Annotated in this window: 16 protein-coding genes; 8 read left to right on the top strand and 8 right to left on the bottom strand. The window is 71.5% G+C overall.

Going from position 1 to position 20117, the window contains the following annotated elements; genetic code table 11:
* Positions 1-4: 4 nt before the first annotated feature.
* A complete protein-coding gene (gene pepN / locus IE274_RS01880) occupies positions 5-2593 on the bottom strand; it encodes an aminopeptidase N (protein ID WP_190113742.1) in 2589 nt (862 codons plus the stop codon).
* A 144-nt stretch (positions 2594-2737) separates the two neighbouring features.
* Here pepN and IE274_RS01875 point away from each other — a divergent pair, with 144 nt between their 5' ends.
* Positions 2738-3394, top strand: a complete 657-nt coding sequence (locus tag IE274_RS01875) for a mycothiol-dependent nitroreductase Rv2466c family protein (RefSeq protein WP_190113741.1) — start codon at positions 2738-2740, stop codon at positions 3392-3394.
* Between the two features lie 14 nt (positions 3395-3408).
* Here IE274_RS01875 and IE274_RS01870 read toward each other — a convergent pair whose 3' ends face one another.
* From IE274_RS01870 to IE274_RS01855, 4 genes are all read right to left on the bottom strand, one after another.
* Positions 3409-3636 (bottom strand): hypothetical protein, encoded by a 228-nt coding sequence (locus tag IE274_RS01870; protein ID WP_190113740.1) that lies wholly within the window; start codon positions 3634-3636, stop codon positions 3409-3411.
* 156 nt (positions 3637-3792) lie between these two features.
* Positions 3793-4443 (bottom strand): superoxide dismutase, encoded by a 651-nt coding sequence (locus tag IE274_RS01865; protein ID WP_164325020.1) that lies wholly within the window; start codon positions 4441-4443, stop codon positions 3793-3795.
* Between the two features lie 266 nt (positions 4444-4709).
* The gene (locus IE274_RS01860; protein ID WP_190113739.1) at positions 4710-6119 is read right to left on the bottom strand and encodes an amino acid permease; all 1410 of its coding nucleotides are present in this window, start codon (positions 6117-6119) and stop codon (positions 4710-4712) included.
* Positions 6120-6266: 147 nt separating this feature from the next.
* Positions 6267-7586: an amino acid permease gene (locus IE274_RS01855; protein WP_229909170.1), complete on the bottom strand. Its 1320-nt coding sequence runs from the start codon at positions 7584-7586 to the stop codon at positions 6267-6269.
* A gap of 436 nt (positions 7587-8022) precedes the next feature.
* On the opposite strand from IE274_RS01855, the gene IE274_RS01850 reads away from it, so the two are divergent.
* Positions 8023-8604: a biotin transporter BioY gene (locus tag IE274_RS01850; RefSeq protein ID WP_190113737.1), complete on the top strand. Its 582-nt coding sequence runs from the start codon at positions 8023-8025 to the stop codon at positions 8602-8604.
* Between the two features lie 24 nt (positions 8605-8628).
* Here the strand turns inward: IE274_RS01850 and IE274_RS01845 are convergent, their stop codons facing one another.
* Complete coding sequence (locus IE274_RS01845) at positions 8629-9990, bottom strand: FAD-binding oxidoreductase (protein WP_190114089.1); 1362 nt, start codon at positions 9988-9990, stop codon at positions 8629-8631.
* A gap of 189 nt (positions 9991-10179) precedes the next feature.
* Positions 10180-11688 (bottom strand): amino acid permease, encoded by a 1509-nt coding sequence (locus IE274_RS01840; RefSeq protein WP_190113736.1) that lies wholly within the window; start codon positions 11686-11688, stop codon positions 10180-10182.
* Between the two features lie 224 nt (positions 11689-11912).
* On the opposite strand from IE274_RS01840, the gene IE274_RS01835 reads away from it, so the two are divergent.
* From IE274_RS01835 to IE274_RS01825, 3 genes are all read left to right on the top strand, one after another.
* Positions 11913-12398, top strand: a complete 486-nt coding sequence (locus tag IE274_RS01835) for a ribose-5-phosphate isomerase (protein WP_190113735.1) — start codon at positions 11913-11915, stop codon at positions 12396-12398.
* A 182-nt stretch (positions 12399-12580) separates the two neighbouring features.
* On the top strand, positions 12581-13414 hold the full coding sequence (locus IE274_RS01830; RefSeq protein WP_190113734.1) for an Fpg/Nei family DNA glycosylase: 834 nt from the start codon (positions 12581-12583) through the stop codon (positions 13412-13414).
* Positions 13415-13476: 62 nt separating this feature from the next.
* Positions 13477-13737 carry a superinfection immunity protein gene (locus tag IE274_RS01825; protein ID WP_190113733.1) on the top strand — a complete coding sequence of 87 codons (261 nt, stop codon included), beginning with the start codon at positions 13477-13479 and terminating at the stop codon, positions 13735-13737.
* Here IE274_RS01825 and IE274_RS01820 read toward each other — a convergent pair.
* Positions 13734-14969, bottom strand: a complete 1236-nt coding sequence (locus IE274_RS01820) for a GNAT family N-acetyltransferase (RefSeq protein WP_190113732.1) — start codon at positions 14967-14969, stop codon at positions 13734-13736. The genes IE274_RS01825 and IE274_RS01820 overlap by 4 nt on opposite strands.
* Positions 14970-15131: 162 nt before the next feature.
* Here IE274_RS01820 and IE274_RS01815 point away from each other — a divergent pair, with 162 nt between their 5' ends.
* The 3 genes from IE274_RS01815 to IE274_RS01805 all read left to right on the top strand — a co-directional run bounded on the left by IE274_RS01815 (position 15132) and on the right by IE274_RS01805 (position 20058).
* Positions 15132-16316: a PP2C family protein-serine/threonine phosphatase gene (locus tag IE274_RS01815; RefSeq protein ID WP_190113731.1), complete on the top strand. Its 1185-nt coding sequence runs from the start codon at positions 15132-15134 to the stop codon at positions 16314-16316.
* A gap of 452 nt (positions 16317-16768) precedes the next feature.
* Complete coding sequence (locus IE274_RS01810) at positions 16769-17605, top strand: ABC transporter ATP-binding protein (RefSeq protein ID WP_190113730.1); 837 nt, start codon at positions 16769-16771, stop codon at positions 17603-17605.
* Positions 17602-20058, top strand: a complete 2457-nt coding sequence (locus tag IE274_RS01805; protein WP_190113729.1) for an ABC transporter permease — start codon at positions 17602-17604, stop codon at positions 20056-20058. The genes IE274_RS01810 and IE274_RS01805 overlap by 4 nt, the downstream gene beginning before the upstream one ends.
* Positions 20059-20117: the final 59 nt, after the last annotated feature.

Here is a 20117-nt window from a genome sequence, read left to right as displayed (position 1 = left end):
CCCCTCAAACGGGGCCCGCGGCCCCATCGCATGCCTGCGCCCGCAGCGAGCGCGCCAAGTCGTCCCTGGCCTCAAGGACCAGGCGGCGCAGCGCGGGCGGCGCCTGCTCGTGCCCGGTGAGCCACGCATCCGCCGCGTCCAGCGTCTCCTGGCGGTCCTGGAAGTGCGGGAACAGGCCCCGCACCACGTCCATGCCGATCTGGATGGACCGCTCGGCCCACACCCGCTCGATCACCTCGAAGTACTTCGGCGCGTACGGAGCGGTCAGCTCGCGCTGCGAGGGCTGCTGGATCCCCGCGATCGTCGCCTCCACCAGGGCGTTGGACAGCGCGTCCGACTCCACCACGGAGGCCCACGCCTGCGCCTTCACCGCCGCCGAGGGCCGCGCGGCCAGACACCGCACCTGGTGCCGCTTGCCGGACGCCGTGTCGTCGCGGGCCAGCTCGGCGGCCAGCGCCTGCTCGTCCGCCGCGCCGCTCACCGCGAGCGTGCCCAGGAACGCCCAGCGCAGCTCCTGGTCCACATCGAGCCCGTCGATCTTCGCGGTGCCGTCCAACAGGCCCTGGAGCAACTGCAGATCGGCCGCCGACGACGCCACCGACGCGAAGAACCGCGCCCAGGTGAGCTGGTGCTGGCTGCCCGGCTCGGCCACGCGCAGCTCCCGCAGGGCGCCCTCGGCGAGCGCGCGGCCGCCCTCCGCGCGCCAGTCGGCGGTGGCGTAGTGCGTGCGGGCGGTGTTGGCCCAGGTGTGCAGCATCTGCAGGACGCCGATGTCGGACTCCTGCCCGGCGAAGCGCAGGACCAGGCCGATGAAGTCCCGCGCGGGCATGAGCGCGTCCCGCGTGAGGTTCCACAGCGCCGACCAGCACAGCGCGCGGGCCAGCGGGTCGGTGATGTCCCCGAGGTGGTCGCGGAGCGTGCCGAGGGACGTCTCGTCGAAGCGGATCTTGCAGTACGTCAGGTCGTCGTCGTTGACGAGGACCAGCTCCGGCGCCTCGGCCCCGGCCAGCTCGGCGACCGAGGTCCGGGGACCCTCGACGTCCACCTCCGCGCGGGCGTACCGCACCAGCTCGCCGCCCGCCGCCCTGCGGTACAGGCCCACGGCCACGCGGTGCGGGCGCAGCTCCGGGTGCGACTCCGCGGCCTCCTGCACGACGGCGAGCTCCGTGATCCGGCCCTCCGCGTTCAGGGTCACCTGCGGGGTGAGGGAGTTGACACCCGCCGTCTGCAGCCACGCCCGCGACCAGGCCGTCATGTCGCGGCCGCTGGTCTCCTCCAGGACGGAGAGGAGGTCGCCGAGGCGGGTGTTGCCGTACGCGTGCCGCTTGAAGTAGCGCCGGGCGCCCTCCAGGAAGGCGTCCCGCCCGGCGTAGGCCACGAGCTGCTTGAGCACCGAGGCGCCCTTGGCGTACGTGATCCCGTCGAAGTTGAGCTTGGCGTCCTCCAGGTCGCGGATGTCGGCCGTGACGGGGTGGGTGGAGGGCAGCTGGTCGGCGCGGTACGCCCAGGCCTTGCGGTTGTTGGCGAAGGTGGTCCAGCCGCTGGTGAACCGGGTCGCCTCGACCATGGAGAAGGAGCCCATGAAGTCGGCGAAGGACTCCTTGAGCCACAGGTCGTCCCACCACTGCATGGTGACGAGGTCGCCGAACCACATGTGCGCCATCTCGTGCAGGATGACGTTGGCCCGGCGTTCGTAGGACGCCTGGGTCACCTTGCCGCGGAAGATGAACTCCTCGCGGAACGTGACACAGCCCGGGTTCTCCATCGCCCCGAGGTTGTACTCCGGCACGAAGGCCTGGTCGTACTTCCCGAAGGGGTACGGATAGTCGAAGTTGTCGTGGAAGAAGTCCAGGCCCTGCTTGGTGACGAGGAAGACGTCGTCCGCGTCGAAGTGCTTGGCCAGGCCCTTGCGGCACATCGCGCCGAGCGGGATCTCCAGGCGCGTGCCGTCCTCGAAGACGCGCTCGTAGGAGTCGGTCACGTAGTGATAGGGACCCGCCACGACCGCCGTGATGTACGTCGAGATGGGCTTGGTCTCCGCGAACTTCCAGACCCGGTCGGTCACCTCGCCGACGCCGTTGCTCCACACCGTCCACCCCTCCGGCGCCTGCACGGAGAAGCGGAACGGGGCCTTCAGGTCGGGCTGTTCGAAGTTGGCGAAGACGCGGCGGGAGTCGGCGGGCTCGTACTGCGTGTAGAGATAGACCTCGCCGTCCTCGGGGTCGACGAAGCGGTGCATGCCCTCACCGGTGCGGCTGTAGGCGCACTGGGCGTCCACCACCAGCTCGTTCTCCTCGCGCAGGTCCTCAAGGGCGATGCGGGCGCCGTCGAAGACCTCCGAGGGGTCCAGGTCCTTGCCGTTGAGGGACACGGCCGTCACGCTCGGCGCGATCAGGTCCGCGAAGCTCGCGGCGCCCGGCTCGGCACAGCGGAAGCGCAGCGTCGTCACCGACCGGAACGTGCGCGGACCTCCCGCGTCGCCGTCGCTGTCGCCCACCGCCGAGCGCAGGTCGAGGAAGACCTCGTACCCCTCGACGGACAACAGCGCGGCCCGCTCCTGGGCCTCGTCGCGGGACAGATTCTCACCGGGCACGGGCGGCACTCCCTTGTGGCTCGCATGAATCGTTCGAATGCCACTGATCCTCGCACGCGGTCCGTTCGGCGGACATCCGGGAATGCCCCGGTGCGCCCCCGACGTTTCGAAGCCAGTCCCCGAACGGATCCCTTAGGGAGAGACATGGCTGAGAACGCCGCCCAGACCGCGAACGGCAAGACCCCGGTCGACTTCTGGTTCGACCCGCTGTGCCCCTGGGCGTGGATGACCTCGCGCTGGGTCCTCGAGGTCGAGAAGGTCCGCGACATCGAGGTCCGCTGGCATGTGATGAGCCTCGCCGTCCTCAACGAGAACAAGCTCGACGAGCTGCCGGAGGAGTACCGCGAGATGCTGGAGACCCACGCCTGGGGTCCCGTGCGCGTCGTCATCGCGGCCCAGCAGGAGCACGGCCCCGAGGTCCTCGGCGACTTCTACACCGCGCTCGGCACCCGCATCCACAACCAGGGCGAAGGCCCCACCAGGGAGGCCGTCGCGGGCGCCCTGAAGGACGTGAGCCTGCCCGACTCGCTCCTCGACCACTGGGAGTCCACGCCCTACGACGCCGAGCTGCGCGCCTCCCACAACGAGGGCATCGAGAAGGTCGGCCAGGAGGTGGGCACCCCCGTCATCGCCGTCCCCGGCACCGACGGCGAACAGGTCGCCTTCTTCGGCCCGGTCGTCACCCCCGCCCCCAAGGGCGAGGCGGCGGCCCGCCTGTGGGACGGCACGCTCCTGGTGGCGTCCACGCCGGGCTTCTACGAGATCAAGCGGACGCGTACGCAGGGTCCGATCTTCGACTGACCGTCGACGGGCGCTCAGTCGATGCCCGGCGGTATTTTCACGGGCGTGCCCCGGAAGCTCCGCTCGGTCATATAGGTGCGTACGTTCCGGCAGCCGGGTTTGGCGCACATCCAGTAGTGCTCCACGTAGGTCTCGTCGATCTTGGCGCGCAGCCAGATCTTCTGCGCCTCGGTCAACGGACGGTGCAACTGCAGCTCGTTGGTCGGGCATGTCCAGCAGGACAGCTCTGTGGGTTGCGGCATGGAGCCACTTTCTGCCGGATTCCGGCACACCGAAAGGCCCCCGCGAGTCACGTCCTCGCGGAGGCCTTTCGTCCATCCGCCTGCCGTCATGAAGGTTGAGAAGACGATCACGAGGCAGGACGATTCACCGGGGGCGGTGCCCCCTGGCAGGTGGGGTCACGGAGCCAGCAGCAGGCTGTTCACGCGCTGCTTGGCGGCCTCGTAACGCTTCGCCACGTCCTGCCAGTTCACGACCTGCCACATGGCCTCGATGAAGTCCACCTTCTGGTTCTTGTACTGCAGGTAGAAGGCGTGCTCCCAGGCGTCGAAGACCAGGATCGGGGTCGAGCCCTGGCCGACGTTGCCCTGGTGGTCGTAGATCTGCTCGACGATCAGGCGGTTGCTGAGCGGCTCGTAGGCGAGCACGCCCCAGCCCGAACCCTGGGTCGTCGCCGAGGCCTTGGTGAGCTGGGCCTTGAACTTGGCGAAGGAGCCGAAGGACTCGGTGATGGCGTCCGCGAGCTCACCGACGCCGTCGGCGGCCGTGGGCTCACCGCCGCCGCCGTCCTTCGGGCCGTTCATGTTGTGCCAGTAGATGCTGTGCAGGATGTGCCCGGAGAGGTGGAAGGCCAGGTTCTTCTCCAGGCCGTTGATGGCGCCCCACGACTCCTTGTCGCGGGCCTCCGCCAGCTGCTCCAGGGTGTCGTTCGCGCCCTTGACGTACGCGGCGTGGTGCTTGTCGTGGTGCAGCTCGATGATCTGCGGGTTGATCACCGGCTCCAGCGCCGCGTAGTCGTACGGAAGTTCAGGAAGCGTGTAAATGGCCATGAGAGAGCCCTCCGACGTGCTCTGCGTGCGTGCCGCGCCGTGTCGCGCGGCGCCGCTTCGCACCTCTTATTGCGACCTATGTGCAACTGCAGGCTAGCAGCAGGAGTACGGTGAAGTTGATCAGCCCTTCGTCCTAGGCCGAGGGACCCACGGTCCTCCGGCCCGGACGGCCCGGACGGCCCGGACGGCCCGGACGGCCGAAGGCCCCGCTCCACAGGGGGAGCGGGGCCTTCGGGCGCGTCGGCGCCAGGCGGTGCCGGGGGGCGTCAGGAGGAGGGCGCGCCGGAGTCGCGGTTCTCCACGGCCTTCTGGCGGGCGTAGCCGATCACCATGAGGAGCAGGGTCAGGCCGCCCGTGTAGAGGAGCTGGGTGCGGGTCTCGGACTCGCGGGCCATCAGGACGAACACCGTCGCCATCCCGGCCAGGGCCACGTAGGTGAGCCAGGGGAAGAGCCACATCTTCACGACCAGCTTCTCCGGCGACTCGCGCTCCAGCTTCGCGCGCAGCCTCAACTGCGCGACCGCGATGAAGAACCACACGACGAGGATGATCGCGCCGATGGTGTTGAGCAGCCACTGGAAGATGTCGTCGGGCCGCCAGTAGCTGAGCAGGACGCACAGGAAGCCGAAGGCCGACGACGTGGCGACGGCGATGCGCGGCACGCCCCCGTAGAGCCGCCCGAGCGCCTTCGGGCCCTGGTCGCGCGCCACCAGGGAGTTGGCCATGCGGGACGCGCCGTAGATGTTGGCGTTCATCGCGGAGAGCAGGGCGATCAGGACGACCACGTTCATGATCTGGCCGGCGCCGTCGATGCCGAGGTGGTCGAGCGTGGCGACGTACGGACCCTTCGCGGCGACCTCCTCGGCCGTCCACGGCAGCAGCGTCACGACGACGGCCATCGAGCCGACGTAGAAGAGCGCGATCCGCCACATCGCCGTGCGGACGGCCTTGGCCACGCCCTGCACGGGGTGCTCGGACTCGGCCGCCGCGATGGTGACGGTCTCCAGGCCTCCGTACGCGAACACGGAGGCGAGCAGTCCGACGATCAAACCGTCCACACCGTTGGGCATGAACCCGCCCTGCCCGGTGAGGTTGGTCATGCCGGGCGCGTCGGTGTCGGGGAGCCAGCCGAGGATGGCGAGCACGCCGATGCCGAGGAAGAGGACGATCGCGCCGACCTTCAGGGCGGCGAACCAGAACTCGAACTCGCCGAAGTTCTTCACGGCCGCGAGGTTCGTGGCGCAGAACATCAGCATGAACAGGGCGACCCAGGCCCACTCCGGGACCCCCGGCACCCAGCCGTGCACGATCTTCGCGGCGCCGATGCCCTCCAGGCCGACGGCCACGCAGAGCAGGAACCAGAACGACCAGCCCGCGGTGAACCCGGCCCACGGACCCATCGCCCGCTCGGCGTGCACGGAGAAGGAGCCGGACGCCGGATTGGCCGCGGCCATCTCGCCCAGCATGCGCATGACGAGCATGACCAGGGCGCCGGAGATCGCGTACGCCAGGATGATCGAAGGTCCGGCCGCGGCGATGGCGGTGCCGGAGCCCACGAAGAGCCCGGCGCCGATCACGCCGCCGAGGGCGATCATCGACAGATGGCGCTGCTTGAGGCCGTGGCCCAGCGGGGAATCGACTTTGGGTGGTGCGTCCTGCAAGGACGTCCGAGACATGGGCGTGCCCTGTTCAGTAGCAGAGACGGGAGAGCGGAGCGGGCCACAGTCTGAGCGCGGGCACCGCTCACAGGGAACAGTTGACCGGTATACGGACACCACGCTCACACATGGTGAAGAAGTCTTTACATCAAGAACATATTTGCGTCAGAAGTGTGAGTGTCCGCGTCCGGTACGCCACTCCCGTACCCACGCCACCGCGATCACCAGGGCCGTCGCGCCCGCCGACCACAGCAACTGCGGCCGCGCCCCGTCGTCCCGGAGCATCAGCACGATCACCACGGCCATCGCCGCGAGCGCCGCCCACGTCAGCCACGGGAAGAACCACATCCGCAGGGTCAGGCGCTCGGGCGCCTCGCGCTCGATGCGCCGCCGCAGCCGCAACTGCGAGAGCGCGATCAGCGCCCACACGAACAGCAGCGCCGCGCCGACCGAGTTGAGCATGTAGAGGAAGACGGACTCGGGCCACTTCAGATTCAGCAGGACGGACACGAAGCCGAAGGCCACCGAGGCGAGCACGGCCCGGCGCGGCACCCCGCCCCCCGACACCTGAAGGAGTGCCCTCGGCGCCTCGCCGCGCTCGGCGAGGGAGAAGATCATGCGCGAGGAGCCGTACAGATTGGCGTTCAGGGACGACAGGAGCGCCACGAACACCACGATGTTCATGAGGGTCCCGGCCGACGGGACACCGATGGAGTCGAGGACCGTGACATACGGGCTGAAACCCGCCCGCTGCGCCGTCCACGGCAGCACCGTCACGATGACCAGCATCGAGCCGACATAGAAGAAGAGGATGCGGTACACCGCGCTGCGCACCGCCCGCGCGACCGACCGCACCGGATCGTCGGACTCCGCCGCCGCGATCGTCACGATCTCCAGACCGCCGAAGGCGAAGAGCACCACGACCACACCGGAGACCACCCCGTCCCAGCCGTGCGGCAGGAAGCCGCCGTCACCGGTCAGATGCGTGAAGCCGACCGGGTCGGTGTCGGGCAGGACCCCGAAGATCGCGAGCAGCCCGAGAACGAGGAACGCGACGATCGCGAAGACCTTCAGGGCCGCGAACCAGAACTCGAACTCGCCGAAGTTCTTCACGGCCGCGAGGTTGGCGCCGGTGAAGAACACCATGAAGACCAGCACCCACGCCCACTGCGGCACCCCCGGCGCCCACTCGCCCGCGATCCGGGCTGCGCCGGTCGCCTCCACTGCGAGCACCACGACCAGCAGGAACCAGTACAGCCACCCCACCGAGAACCCGGCCCACCGGCCCAGCGCCCGCTCCGCGTGCACGGAGAACGCGCCGGACGCGGGCATCGCGGCGGACATCTCGCCGAGCATCCGCATCACGCACATCGCGAGCGCGCCCGCGATCAGATAAGAGAGGACGATCCCGGGACCCGCGACCTCGATCCCGGCCCCCGATCCGACGAAGAGCCCGGCGCCGATGACGCCGCCGAGGCCCAGCATGGTGAGGTGGCGCTGCTTGAGGCCGCCGCCGAGGGGTTCGGGACCCGCGTCCGTGGCGGCGGGCGTGTCGACCGCCGTCGCTCCCGCAGGGGGCACCGCAGACCGGGACGGCAAGGAGTCGTGCTTCACGTGTCGTCGGCTCTCGGGCTCAAGGAGTTTGGCGGGAATCCACAGTGTCGCCGCTGGATGTCCCCCGAAGCAACCGGGGCCGCCACGGCACTGACCTCAGTGACGAGCGTCACGCCGAACGAGGTGTGCCCCGGTGCCTTTGTACGAAGCCCACCAATGCCGGGCCGCTGCCTTTGTCACCGGCACCCCCTGATCCGGCGCCCCTCCCGGGGATAAGGTCACAGCGTCCCGCTCTTCCCCGAGCTCTCGGCTTCGCACGAGCAGGGGAGACCCCACTTCCCCAGGCCCCCAGAATCACGGAGTCCCGATGAGCACAGCCGCCATAACCCGTCCGGGCCAGGTCCTGGCCGACCTGATCCCCGCCTCCCGCGTGAAGGACGCCACCCTGGTCCTCGGCGGCGCCGCCCTCACCGGCATCGCGGCCCAGATCGCCGTCCCGGTCCCCGGCTCCCCGGTCCCGGTCACGGGCCAGACCTTCGCGGCCCTGCTCGTCGGCACCTCGCTCGGCGCCTACCGCGGCGCGGCCTCGCTCGCGGTGTACGCGGTCGTCGGCATGGCGGGCATGCCCTGGTTCGCACAGGGCAAGGCGGGCATGGGCGCGCCGAGCCTCGGCTACGTCTTCGGCATGATGCTGGCCGCGCTGGTCGTGGGCGCCCTCGCCCGCCGCGGCGCCGACCGGAACGTGGTGCGCACGGCCGGGACGATGGTCCTCGGCTCCGCGATCATCTACGCCGTCGGCGTGCCGTACCTGGCCGCGGCCACCGGCATGTCCCTCACCGAGGCGGTCGCGGCCGGACTCACACCGTTCCTCATCGGCGACGCGCTCAAGGCGGCGCTCGCGATGGGTGTGCTGCCGCTGGCGTGGAAGCTCATCGACGACAAGCGCTGACGCGGCACGTCCGTCGTCCGTACGTCAACGGACGTTGTAGTTCCGCCTGAAGAGGTTCGCCGGGTCGTACGTGGCCTTCAGCCCGGCGAGCCTCTTGCGCGTCTCGGCGTCGTACAGCCCCTCGGTCCGGTCGCCCCCGGCGAACGTGAAGTTCAGCGCCCGGCCGACGGCCCCCGGCGCCACCGCGCCGAACAGGCCCGCGTACAGCTCCCGCAGGCGCTCCCGGTCGGACCCGTCCGTGTCCTCGGTGCCGCCGGTGCCGTTCAGGGGCGCCAGGATGCTCAGCAGCCAGCGCGCGTCCCGGTGCGGCACGGCGTTCGCGGCGGGCCGGGCGAGGGCGCCGCCCAGGTGCTTGAGGTGCACGACGTGCATGCGGTCGGCAGCGGGCCCGGTCAGGGACAGGACGCGCTCAAGGCCCGCGGTGTCGAGGGCGTCCAGCATGCGGTTCTCCCCGTAGTAGGCGTGCGGGAAGTCCGGGTCGCTGTGGATGGTGTGGTTCTCGGTGTACGGCAGTTCGCGCAGCGAGTCGTCGTGGGCGGGTCCGATCGCGCGCAGCGGCGCCACCAGCCGCTCCCCGTCCGCCGCCGTGCCCGTGTACGCGACGTGCACGGTCACCAGATAGCGGCCCCGCAGCGCCTCCGGGAGCATCGGCAGGTCCGGGTAGACCAGCGCGGCGAGGGACGAGCTGACCTCGTCCGGGACCGTCTCCGCCCAGGCCGTGTACGCGCGCAGAATCGCCGCCGGGTCCACCTCGCGCCCGTCGAAGGCGAGCGCGCCCCCGTACAGCCGCGCCACGGGCACCAGGCCGAACTCCAGGGACGTCACGACGCCGAGGTTCGCGCCGCCGCCGAGCAGCCCCCAGAACAGCTCCGGATCACTCTCGGCCGTCACGTGCCGCACGGCGCCGTCCGCCGTGACCACGTCCAGGGCCCGCACGTGGTCGGCCGCGTACCCGAACTCCCGCGCCAGGATGCCGAGCCCGCCGCCCAGCGTGTACGACACGGCGCCCACGGACGGCGCCGAGCCGTTCAGGGGCGCGAGCCCGTGCTGCGCCGCGGCCGCGACCACCTGCCCCCAGCGGACGCCCGCCCCGACCCGGGCGGTGCGCGCCACGGGGTCCACGACGACCTCGTCCAGGCGCCGGGTGCTGATCAGCACGCCGCCCCGCGAGGCGTCCGGCCGGCCGTGCCCGGTTGCCTCTACCCCGACCGGCAGACCTCGCTCGGCGGCGTACGCCACGGCCGCGACGACCTCGTCCGTGCCCGCGACCGCGAAGACGACGTCGGGGCGCTGGGCGTACCCGGTCTGGAATCCGGCGAGCTCGTCCTCGTAGCCGTCCTGGCCGGGGCGGAAGGCGAGCGGCGTGGCGGGCTGGGCGGTGTCGATCACGGGGGGCCTCCGTCGGGTGGTGTGGATCTTGTCCGTACGGGGCCCACTCTGCCCGGATAACTTGACAGTTCCCGTCAGGTTTTCCGGAGGCGGACCGCCGGAACCCGCGTCCGCGCAGACGACGGCGGGGCGACCCCGGTCTGACCCGGAACCGCCCCGCCGCGTACCGCTACCGCCGAGTGGGAGCTAGGACTTGCCCTGCTCCGCGCCCTCCGTACCCGCGGCGTCCGCCGTGCCCTCGGCGACCCGGGGCCGTACCTTCTCGCGCACCAGCGAGAAGCCGAGCACGAGGGCCGCCACGAGCAGCGAGAGCAGCATCTGCTTGCGCCCGGCGTCGTCGTACAGCATGTAGACGATCACGAACGAGATCATCCCGATGGTGACCCAGGTCAGATACGGGAACAGCCACATCTTCACGACGAGCTTCTCCGGCTGCTCGCGCAGGATGATGCCGCGCATCTTCAGCTGCGTGAAGCAGATGACGAGCCACACGAAGAGCGCGACCGCGCCGGAGGAGTTCAGGAGGAAGTCGAAGACCGTCTCCGGCCACTGGTAGTTGAACCAGACGGCCGCGAAGCCGAAGACCACCGAGCCGAGGATCGCCGTCCGCGGCACACCGTTGGAGTCGGTGCGGGCGAAGGCCTTCGGCGCGTCCCCGCGCTGACCGAGCGAGAACGCCATCCGGGAGGCGGTGTACAGGCCGGAGTTGAGGCAGGACAGCACCGCGGTGAGCACGATCACGTTCATCACCTGACCGGCGTGCGGAATGCCGATCGAGTTCAGCGCGGCGACGTACGAACCGTCCTTCTCGATGGACTTGTCGTTCCAGGGCAGCAGCGTCACGACCACGAAGATCGAACCGAGGTAGAACACGCCGATGCGCCAGATGACGCTGTTCGTGGCCTTGGTGACGGCACGCTGCGGGTCCTCCGACTCACCGGCGGCGAGCGTGACGATCTCCGAACCCATGAAGGAGAAGACCACCATCAGGACACCCGTGAGGATGGCGCCCGCGCCGTTGGGCATGAAGCCGCCCGCGTCCGTCAGATGCGCGAAGCCGTCACCCGGGTTGTCCGAGCCCGGCAGCACACCGAACACCGCCAGCACACCGATCAGCACGAACGCGCCGATCGCGACGACCTTGATGCCGGCGAACCAGAACTCGAACTCACCGTACGAGCCGACCGAGACCAGGTTCGTCGCGGTGAGCACCACCATCACGATCAGCGCCCAGCCCCACTGCGGGATGGCGGGTATCCACCCCTCCAGGATCACGGCGCCGGCGGTGGCCTCCACCGCGAGCACCACGACCCAGAAGAACCAGTACAGCCAGCCGATGGAGAAGCCCGCCCAGCGGCCGAGCGCCTGATCGGCATAGGCGGAGAAGGAACCGGACGTCGGCCGGGCCGCGGCCATCTCACCGAGCATCCGCATCACGAGCACGACCATCGTGCCGACGAGGGCGTACGACACGAGGATCGCCGGGCCCGCGGCCTTGATGCCGGAGGCGGAACCGACGAACAGACCCGCACCGATCACGCCACCGATGGCGATCATCGACAAATGGCGGTTCTTCAGCCCGGCCTGCAGGCCGTCGCCGCCCTGCCCATGGCCGTTGCCCGCCTTGCCCGACTGGGAATCATCGGGCCCTTCGGGCTTGCTGTCTTCCTTCGCAAGGGACGGTTGCGAGGTCATAGGCAGATCCTTTGGTTCGCGGGGACGAGCCCCCGCATTAAAAGCGCAGCGGAGTACGGGACGAAAGACCCGTCTCCGGATCGTTGTATTCCGCGGAATGCCGCGTGAACGGTCGCTTACGCACGATGACCGACCAGGGGATTGGCCTGCACCAATCGGCGCCCGGAGGGGCGCCCCGCCGCCCCACGGCGGCCGCCCGCCCCCGTGCATGCCAGACTTCGCCCATGCGCGTGTACCTCGGCTCGGATCATGCCGGCTACGAACTCAAGAACCACCTCGTCGAATGGCTCACCGCCCACGGGCACGAGCCCGTCGACTGCGGGCCCCACATCTACGACGCCCAGGACGACTACCCCCCCTTCTGCCTCCGCGCCGCGGAGCGGACGGCCGCGGACCCCGAGTCCCTGGGCATCGTCATCGGCGGCTCCGGGAACGGGGAGCAGATCGCGGCGAACAAGGTGAAGGGGGTGCGGGCCGCTCTCGCCTGGAGCGAGCAGACGGCCGCGCTCGGGCGTGAGCACAACGACGCCAACGTGATCTCCATCGGTGGGCGGATGCACACCCGGGACGAGGCCACGAAGTTCGTCGAGATCTTCCTCTCGACGCCGTACTCCGGCGAGGAGCGGCACACCCGCCGCATCGACATGCTCTCCCGCTACGAGACCACCGGCGAACTCCCGGCCATCCCGGCCCACCACCCCCAGGGCTGAGCCCCCGGCCCCCGCTTGATCGGCGCTCCGCGCCTCGTCCTCAAACGCCGGAGGGGCTACCCATAGCCCCTCCGGCGTTTGAGGAGCGGGGTCTGGGGCGGAGCCCCAGTTTCGGGAAGGGGCGGGGCTGGGGAGAGCCCCCGGCAGGGCCCCACCCCCCACCCCCGCAGAAGGAGCACCCCGTGCCGGAAGGGCACACGATCCACCGCCTCGCGGCCGACCACCGGGACCGCTTCCAGGGCCGGAAGACGACCGCGACCAGCCCGCAGGGCAAGTTCTCCGACAGCGCGGCCCTGGTGACGGGCAGCACGATGGACACCGCGGAGGCCCACGGCAAGCACCTGTTCCTGGGCTTCGCCGACACCGGCTGGATCCACATCCACCTGGGCCTCTTCGGCAAGGTCGACTTCGGCGGGGCGGAGCCACCCCCGCCCACGGACACGGTCCGCCTCCGCCTGGCGAACGACACCGCGTACATGGACCTGCGCGGCCCGACGACCTGCGCCCTGATCACGGACGAGGAGAAGCAGGCGATACACGCCCGCCTGGGCCCGGACCCCCTGCGCCCGCGGGACGAGGACGGCAACGACCCGGACACGGCCTGGCGCCGCATCTCCCGCAGCCGCACGACGATCGCCGCACTGCTCCTCGACCAGAAGATCGTCGCGGGCGTCGGCAACGTCTACCGCGCCGAGGTCCTGTTCCGCCACGGCATCGACCCGTACACGCCCGGCAAGGACCTCACGTACGCCCAATGGACCGCGATCTGGGCGGACTTGGTGGAGCTGATGCGCGAGGGCGTCCGGCACAATCGCATCGACACGGTCCGGCCCGAGCACCTGCCGGAGGCGATGGGCCGCCCGCCGCGCGTGGATGACCACGGCGGCGAGGTGTACGTGTACCGCAGGGCCCGGCAGGCCTGCCACATCTGTGGCGGCGAGATCCGCACCGCCGATCTCGCCGCCCGCAACCTCTTCTGGTGCCCGGCCTGCCAGCCCCGGGCCCACCGGCCGTAACCGGCCCCGGCCACCGGCCGGGACCCAGCACAAGCACCCTCGCAGGAAGAGGTTCCACCACCGTGTTCGACGACGTGGGCGTACCGTTCGTGGTAGCCGCGACCGTGGCGTTCTTCGTCCTCTACTTCCTTCCCGCGCTCGTGGCCTTCCGGCGGAACGCGGAGAACCGCTGGCTGGTCCTGGCCGTCAACGCCCTGTTCGGCGCCAGCGTCCTCGGCTGGTTCCTCGCCCTGTACCTGGCGACCCGCACGGCGAAGGAACCCCGCGGGACGCGGCCGGGTGACCCGGAGCCGGTCCAGGGGCCGCCGCCGGAGCCCGCCTAGAAGCCGTGCGGCAGCCACGGCGCCACGGGCGAGGCGAACGCCAGGCCCGCCTCCGCCGCCGTGCCCTGGCGCAGTTCCCGGACCCGGCCCGCCGCGGTGAGCTGGGTGAGGGGGACGCCGCCCAGGTAGAGGGAGCCCAACTCCTTCGCGGAGAGGGCGAGATCGGCCGGGGTGTCGTCGGGGACGCGCTTGCAGGAGGCGCCCTTGGGGTCGCCGACGAGGCGCCAACGGCCCTGGTTCCAGGGGCAGAAGGCGTCGTCGACGTCGAGGACGACGTCCACCGGCGTCTGGTACGTGCGCGCTTCGAGGGCGGCGCCGAGGTCCACCAGGCGCACGTAGAGGGACTCGCGGGTCCGCAGGTCGCAGCGGCGGACGTTCGTGACGAGCTGGGCCACCGGGTCGTCGACCGGCCGGTTCATCGCCAGGATCGTCGAGGTCAGGTCGATGCCGAAGAGGAAGCGCCACAGCGCGGCGTACGCCGTCGGGTCGAGGGCCTCCACGTCCTGGACCTTGACCGTGCCCTTGGGACCCTGCGCGTCCCACTCGGGCTTGACCGCGTAGAACGCGTACCCGACGACCTCGCCGTCACGCTCGGCGAGCACGCACTGCTGCGGCGAGGCACCGCTGCGGTCGGCCGGCGGGTCCAGGATGATCAGGCGCTCCCAGCCGGGCCGCCGCGCCAGCATGCCGGGACGGCCCGCCACCCGCTGCGCGTACACCGCCTCGCAGAGCGGCAGCGCCTCGGCGGGCTTCGCGTAGCGCAGCGTCACGTCGTCGGTGCCCGGCGGGACGGACAGGCCGACCCGGGTCTTGTCGATCTCCATCCGATGGTGGAACGACCCCGCCCCGTACCCGAACCGGCCGTAGATCTCCGGCTCCGACGCCGTCAGGACCGCCACCGCCTCGCCGCGCTCCCGCACGTCGTCCAGCTGGCGCCGCATCATCGCCGTGAGCAGGCCGCGCCGCCGGTGCGTGGCCGCCACGCCCACCATCGTCACGCCCGCCGTGTCCACCACGGCGCCGCCCGGCACCGCCATCCGGAAGCTGAACGCGCCCGCCGTGCCCACGCAGGTCTCGCCGTCCCAGGCGCCGATCGAGCGCTCGCACTCGGTGAGGTCGCGCCACAGCTCGATCTCCTCCGGAGCCTCGGGGACGCCCCCGAAGGCGACGTCCAGCGTTCTGTACCACTGCTCCCAGTCGCCCTGGCTCAACTCCCGCAAGTCTGCTGTCATATGCCATGCCTACCAGGGCTCCAAGGGCGCGGCGAATTGTTTTCCGCGTACCGGAACGCGTGTGGACGCTGGGCGTGGAGATACGGGTGAGGTGCCCCTGAAGGGGGACAAGAGGTACCTCCCGTGCGAAGTGCCTGGCCCGGTGGATAGGGTCCACGAGCAATGGCGGTACGACGAGAAGGGCGCGAGCGGCGCGAGCAGCGTGCGCGGCGCGCCGAAGCCGAGACGTTCCCGGCCCGCATGAAGAAGCGGCTGCACCGGGCGCGCATAGGGCTGCGCAAATCCGGTGTCGACTACTTCCGGGGCGACGGCTCCGACTGGGTGGCGCTCGCCGCACTCCTCTTGACCGTCCCTGTCATCACCGCGTGCACGATCGTCAACCCGGTGTGGTTCTCGCCCGCCGCGCTCGTGCTGCCGATCGTCGCGGGCGGGCTGCTGCTGCGGCCCTCCAGCCTGCTCGGCCTGTACGCCGCCTCGGCCGCCGCCCTCATCGTGGAGTCCGTGCAGCTCGGCCCCTACACGGAAGGGCCCGCCCGGGTCACCCCCGGCACCGTCCTCGCCGTCGCCGCCTGCGGATTCTTCGGGCTCCTCATCGCCCAGTTCCGCAGCCGCGTCGGGGTGCCCTGGCGGGGCGGCGGGACCATGCTCTTCGACCTGCGCGAGCGGATCCGCGTCCAGAGCAAGCTCCCCAAGCTGCCGCGCGGCTGGCACCGCGAGATGGCGCTGCGGCCCGCCGGGGGCCAGTCCTTCTCCGGCGACTTCGTCGTCGCCGCCCGCACCAACGGCGGGCGCACCCTCGAAGTCGTCCTCACCGACGTCTCCGGCAAGGGCATGGACGCCGGGTCACGGGCCCTGCTCCTCTCCGGCGCCTTCGGCGGCCTCCTCGGCTCCCTGCCGCCGCACGCCTTCCTGCCCGCCGCCAACGGCTACCTCCTCCGCCAGGACTGGGACGAGGGCTTCGCCACCTCCATCCACCTCGTCCTCGACCTGGAGACCGGCGACTACGAACTCCTCTCCGCAGGACACCTGCCCGCCCTCCAGCTCAGCGCCGGGACCGGCCGCTGGGAGGAGAAGTCCGGCGAAGGGCCCCTCCTCGGCGTCTACGACGGCGCCCAGTTCGACCCCGTCAAGGGCTCCCTGCGCCCCGGTGACGTCCTCATGCTCTTCACCGACGGCATCGTCGAGGCCGCCGACCGCGACATCGCCGAAGGCATCGACCGCCTCACCGGCGAGGCCGACCGCTACGTCCCCGGCGGCTTCCACGGCGCCGCGTGGCACCTCATCGAGGCGGTCGCGAAGGACGTCAACGACGATCGGGCGCTGCTGCTGATCTGCCGCGACGCGTGAGCTGGCCGGGGGCCTCGGTGGGTGTCCCGTGCGGGTGGGACGGTCCGCCGCCGATCGCGCTGCGCGCTCGTCCTCAAACGCCGGACGGGCTTTTCCCCGCCCGCCCGCCGTTCTTGCCCTCCGGGCGGGACGGGGCGCGGCTGAAAGGGTGCGTCTGAGTCCCGGCCCGGCACATTCCAGCCCGTCCGGCGTCTGAGGACGAGGCCGAAGGCCGATCGGCGGCGGACCGTCCCACCCGAAGGGGACACCCACCCCCGGGGTCCAGGGGCGCAGCCCCGGTTTCGGGAAGGGGCGGGACTGGGGAAAGCCCCGCAGGGCCCCCACCTGGCACGACGCCACAGGGTGGGGGAAACCCCACCCCACACTCGGCGGGCCGCCTCATGGTCGCGACCACCCCGCACTCCGTACGTTCAATGCATCGACCACGCACGAACGACGGAAGGCCACACGCCATGGGGCTGCGCAAGAAGAAGCAGCGGCAGCAGCACGACTCCGCCCCGGCCCCGCACGAGGGCCCGGCCCCGACGGCGACGGACTGGGCCGTGGAGCTGCGCGGGGTGCGCCGCCGGTACGGGCGCGGCACCGGCGCCGTACACGCCCTGCGGGGCATAGACCTGGCCCTGCCGCGGGGCAGCTTCACCGCGGTGATGGGCCCGTCCGGCTCGGGCAAGTCCACCTTCCTGCAGTGCGCGGCGGGCCTGGACCGCCCGACGGACGGCAGCGTCCGCCTGGGCGGCACGGAGATCACGGGGATGAGCGAGAACAAGCTGACGGCCCTGCGCCGCACCCGCCTGGGCTTCGTGTTCCAGGCGTTCAACCTGCTCCCGTCGCTCACCGTCGAGCAGAACGTGCTGCTCCCGATGCGCCTGGCGGGCCACCGCCCGGACCGCCGCAGGGCGGCGGAGATGCTGTCCCGGGTGGGCCTGGGGGACAAGGGCAGGCGCCGCCCGGGCCAGCTGTCGGGCGGCCAGCAGCAGCGCGTGGCGATCGCCCGCGCCCTGGTGACGTCCCCGGACGTGGTGTTCGCGGACGAGCCGACCGGCGCCCTGGACACGACGACGGCCCGGGAGATCCTGAACCTGCTGCGCTCGGCCGTGGACGGCATGGGCGCCACGGTGGTCATGGTCACGCACGACCCGGCCGCGGCGGCCCACGCGGACCGCGTCCTGTTCCTGGCGGACGGCTCGATCGTGGATCACCTCCAGGGCGCGTCGGCCGACCGGATCGCGCACCGCATGACGCATCTGGCGACGGCCACCGCCCCGGAGTACGCGGGCGTGGCGGCATGAGCTTCGTACCCAACGGACTGGCCCGCGCGGCCGTCCGCTTCAAGCCCGCCGCCTTCGTGGGGACGTTCGTCGCCCTCGCGATGGCCGCGTTGATCGTGTCCGCGTGCGGCATCCTCCTGGAGACGGGCCTGCGGGCCTCCGTGCCGCCGGTGCGCTACGCCGACGCGGCCGTGGTGGCCGCCGCCGACCAGAAGTCCCCTTACGAGACCGGCAGCGGCGAGGACCGCAGCGACGGCGGCGCGCAGGTCCCGGACCGCGCCCGCCTCGACAACTCCCTGGTGGCGAAGGCGGCTTCGGTGCCCGGCGCGCGTACCGCCGTCGCGGACCTCACCTTCCCCGTCAAGCACGGTGACAAGGAACTGACCGCGCACGGCTGGGGCTCCACCGCCTTCACCGGCGAGAAGCTGTCGGCGGGCCGCGCGCCCGGCGCCGGGGACGTGGTGCTCGCGGGCGCCGGGGCCCGCGTCGGCGAGCGCGTCACGCTGACGACGGCGGACGGACCGCGGGACTTCCGGGTCTCGGGGCTGAGCGGCGGCACGGCCCCGACGGCCTGGTTCGCGGACTCCGACGCGGTACGGGTCTCCGGGCACCCCGGCCGGATCGACGCCATCGCCGTGCTGCCCAAGGACGGCGTCACGGACGACGCCCTCAAGTCCCAGGTGGCCAAGGCTCTCGGCGACAAGGCCGAGGTGCACACCGGCGACGGCCGCGGCGGCGCCGAGGACCCGGGCCTCGCCGAGGCCAAGGAACTCCTCACCGGCCTCGGCGGCTCCTTCGGCGGCGTCGCCACGATGGTCGCCGTGTTCACCGCGGCCGGCACCGTCGCGCTCTCCGTGGGCCAGCGGGCCCGCGAGTTCGCGCTGCTGCGCGCCATCGGCACGACGCCCCGCCAGATCCGCCGCACCGTCGCCACCGAGACGCTCCTGGTGGCCCCGCTCGCGGGCGCCCTCGGCTGCCTGCCGGGCATCGCCCTGGCGAGCTGGTGGTTCGGGCAGCTCAAGGACAGGGGCGCGATCCCGGAGGCCGTCGACCTGTCCGTGTCGTACCTCCCGCTGCTCATCGCCGTCGGCACGGCCATCCTCACCGCCCTGTTCGCCGGGATCATGGCCGCGCACCGCCCGGCCCGCATCAAGCCGGGCCAGGCCCTCAGCGAGGCCTCCGTGGAGCGGCTGCGGCCCGGCTGGATCCGTACGCCCCTCGGTGTCGCCGCGGCCGTCGGCGGTGTGGTCCTCGCCGGCGTCGCCGCCAAGGCCACCGGCGACGACGCGGCGAACGCGGCACTCGGCGTCGTGATGCTCTTCATGCTCGCGGTGGCGCTCCTCGGGCCGCTGGTGGCGCGGGCCTGCGCGGGCCTGTTCGGCCTGCCGCTGCGCGGCGCGGGCGCGTCCGCCTCGCTCGCCGCGGCCAACTCCCGCAGCAACGCCCGCCGGATGGCCTCCGCCATCACGCCCATCGTGCTCGCGATGGCGTTCGCCTCCACGCTCGTCTTCATGCACACCTCCGAGGACAAGGTCGCGGAGAACCAGCAGCGGGACGGCATCACGGCGGACCACATCGTGGCGGCGAGGACGGGCTTCGACGCGCCGACGGTACGCGCGGCCACCGGGCCCGGCGGCGGCTCCGCGGTCGGCCTCCTGAAGACCTCGGTGCTGCTGCCCATGGGCTCGGGCGGCGACCGCTATCTGCAGTCGGCGAGCACGCAGGCCGTCACCGGCACGGTCGCGAACCTCGCCAAGGTGCAGGACCTCAACGTCAAGTCCGGCGAACTCGACCTGGGCAAGGGCAAGGTGGCCCTCGACGCGACCCTCGCCGGCAACGCCCACCTGAAGGTCGGCGACCGCGTCGACCTGCGCCTGCCCGACGGCACCAGGACGCGGCCCGAGGTCGTGGCGACGTACGAGCGCGGGCTCGGCCTGTCCCAGGTGACCCTGGGCGCGGCCGATGTGAAGCGGCACGTCACGTCGGCGTTCGACACGGAGATCTGGACGAAGGGCGCCTCCGCCGCGGAGCTGAAGCCCCTGACGGCCCAGGGCACGCTCCTGGACCGTGACGACTACACCACCACCCAGTCCAAGGACCGCGCGGTGGGCGCCTGGGCGAACACCACCATGGCGGCCGTACTCGGCGGCTTCGCGGCCGTCGCCGCCGCCAACACCCTCGTCATGACGGTCCTGGACCGGCGGCGCGAACTGGGCACGCTGCGGCTCATCGGCTCCACCCGGCGCCAGGTGCTGCGGATGGTGCGCTGGGAGGCGCTGCTCGTGACCTGCGCGGGCGTGATCATCGGCACCGGCATCGCCCTGGCCACCCTGGTCCCGATGATGAAGGGCCTCACCGGCGAGGGCCCGTACATCCCGCCGCTGCTGTACGTCTCCTTCGCCGGGTCGGCCGTGCTGCTCGGCCTGGTGGCCACGGGTGTGCCCGCGCGGGCGGCGCTAGGGTCGTCGTCATGACGCCCAAGTCGCCGGAGCCGCCCGAGCCGCCCATGACACTGCAGCCGTCGGACGCGCTC

This window comes from Streptomyces flavofungini (assembly GCF_014650815.1).
Lineage (GTDB): Bacteria > Actinomycetota > Actinomycetes > Streptomycetales > Streptomycetaceae > Streptomyces > Streptomyces flavofungini.
This window is presented reverse-complemented; position numbering and strand designations above follow the sequence as displayed.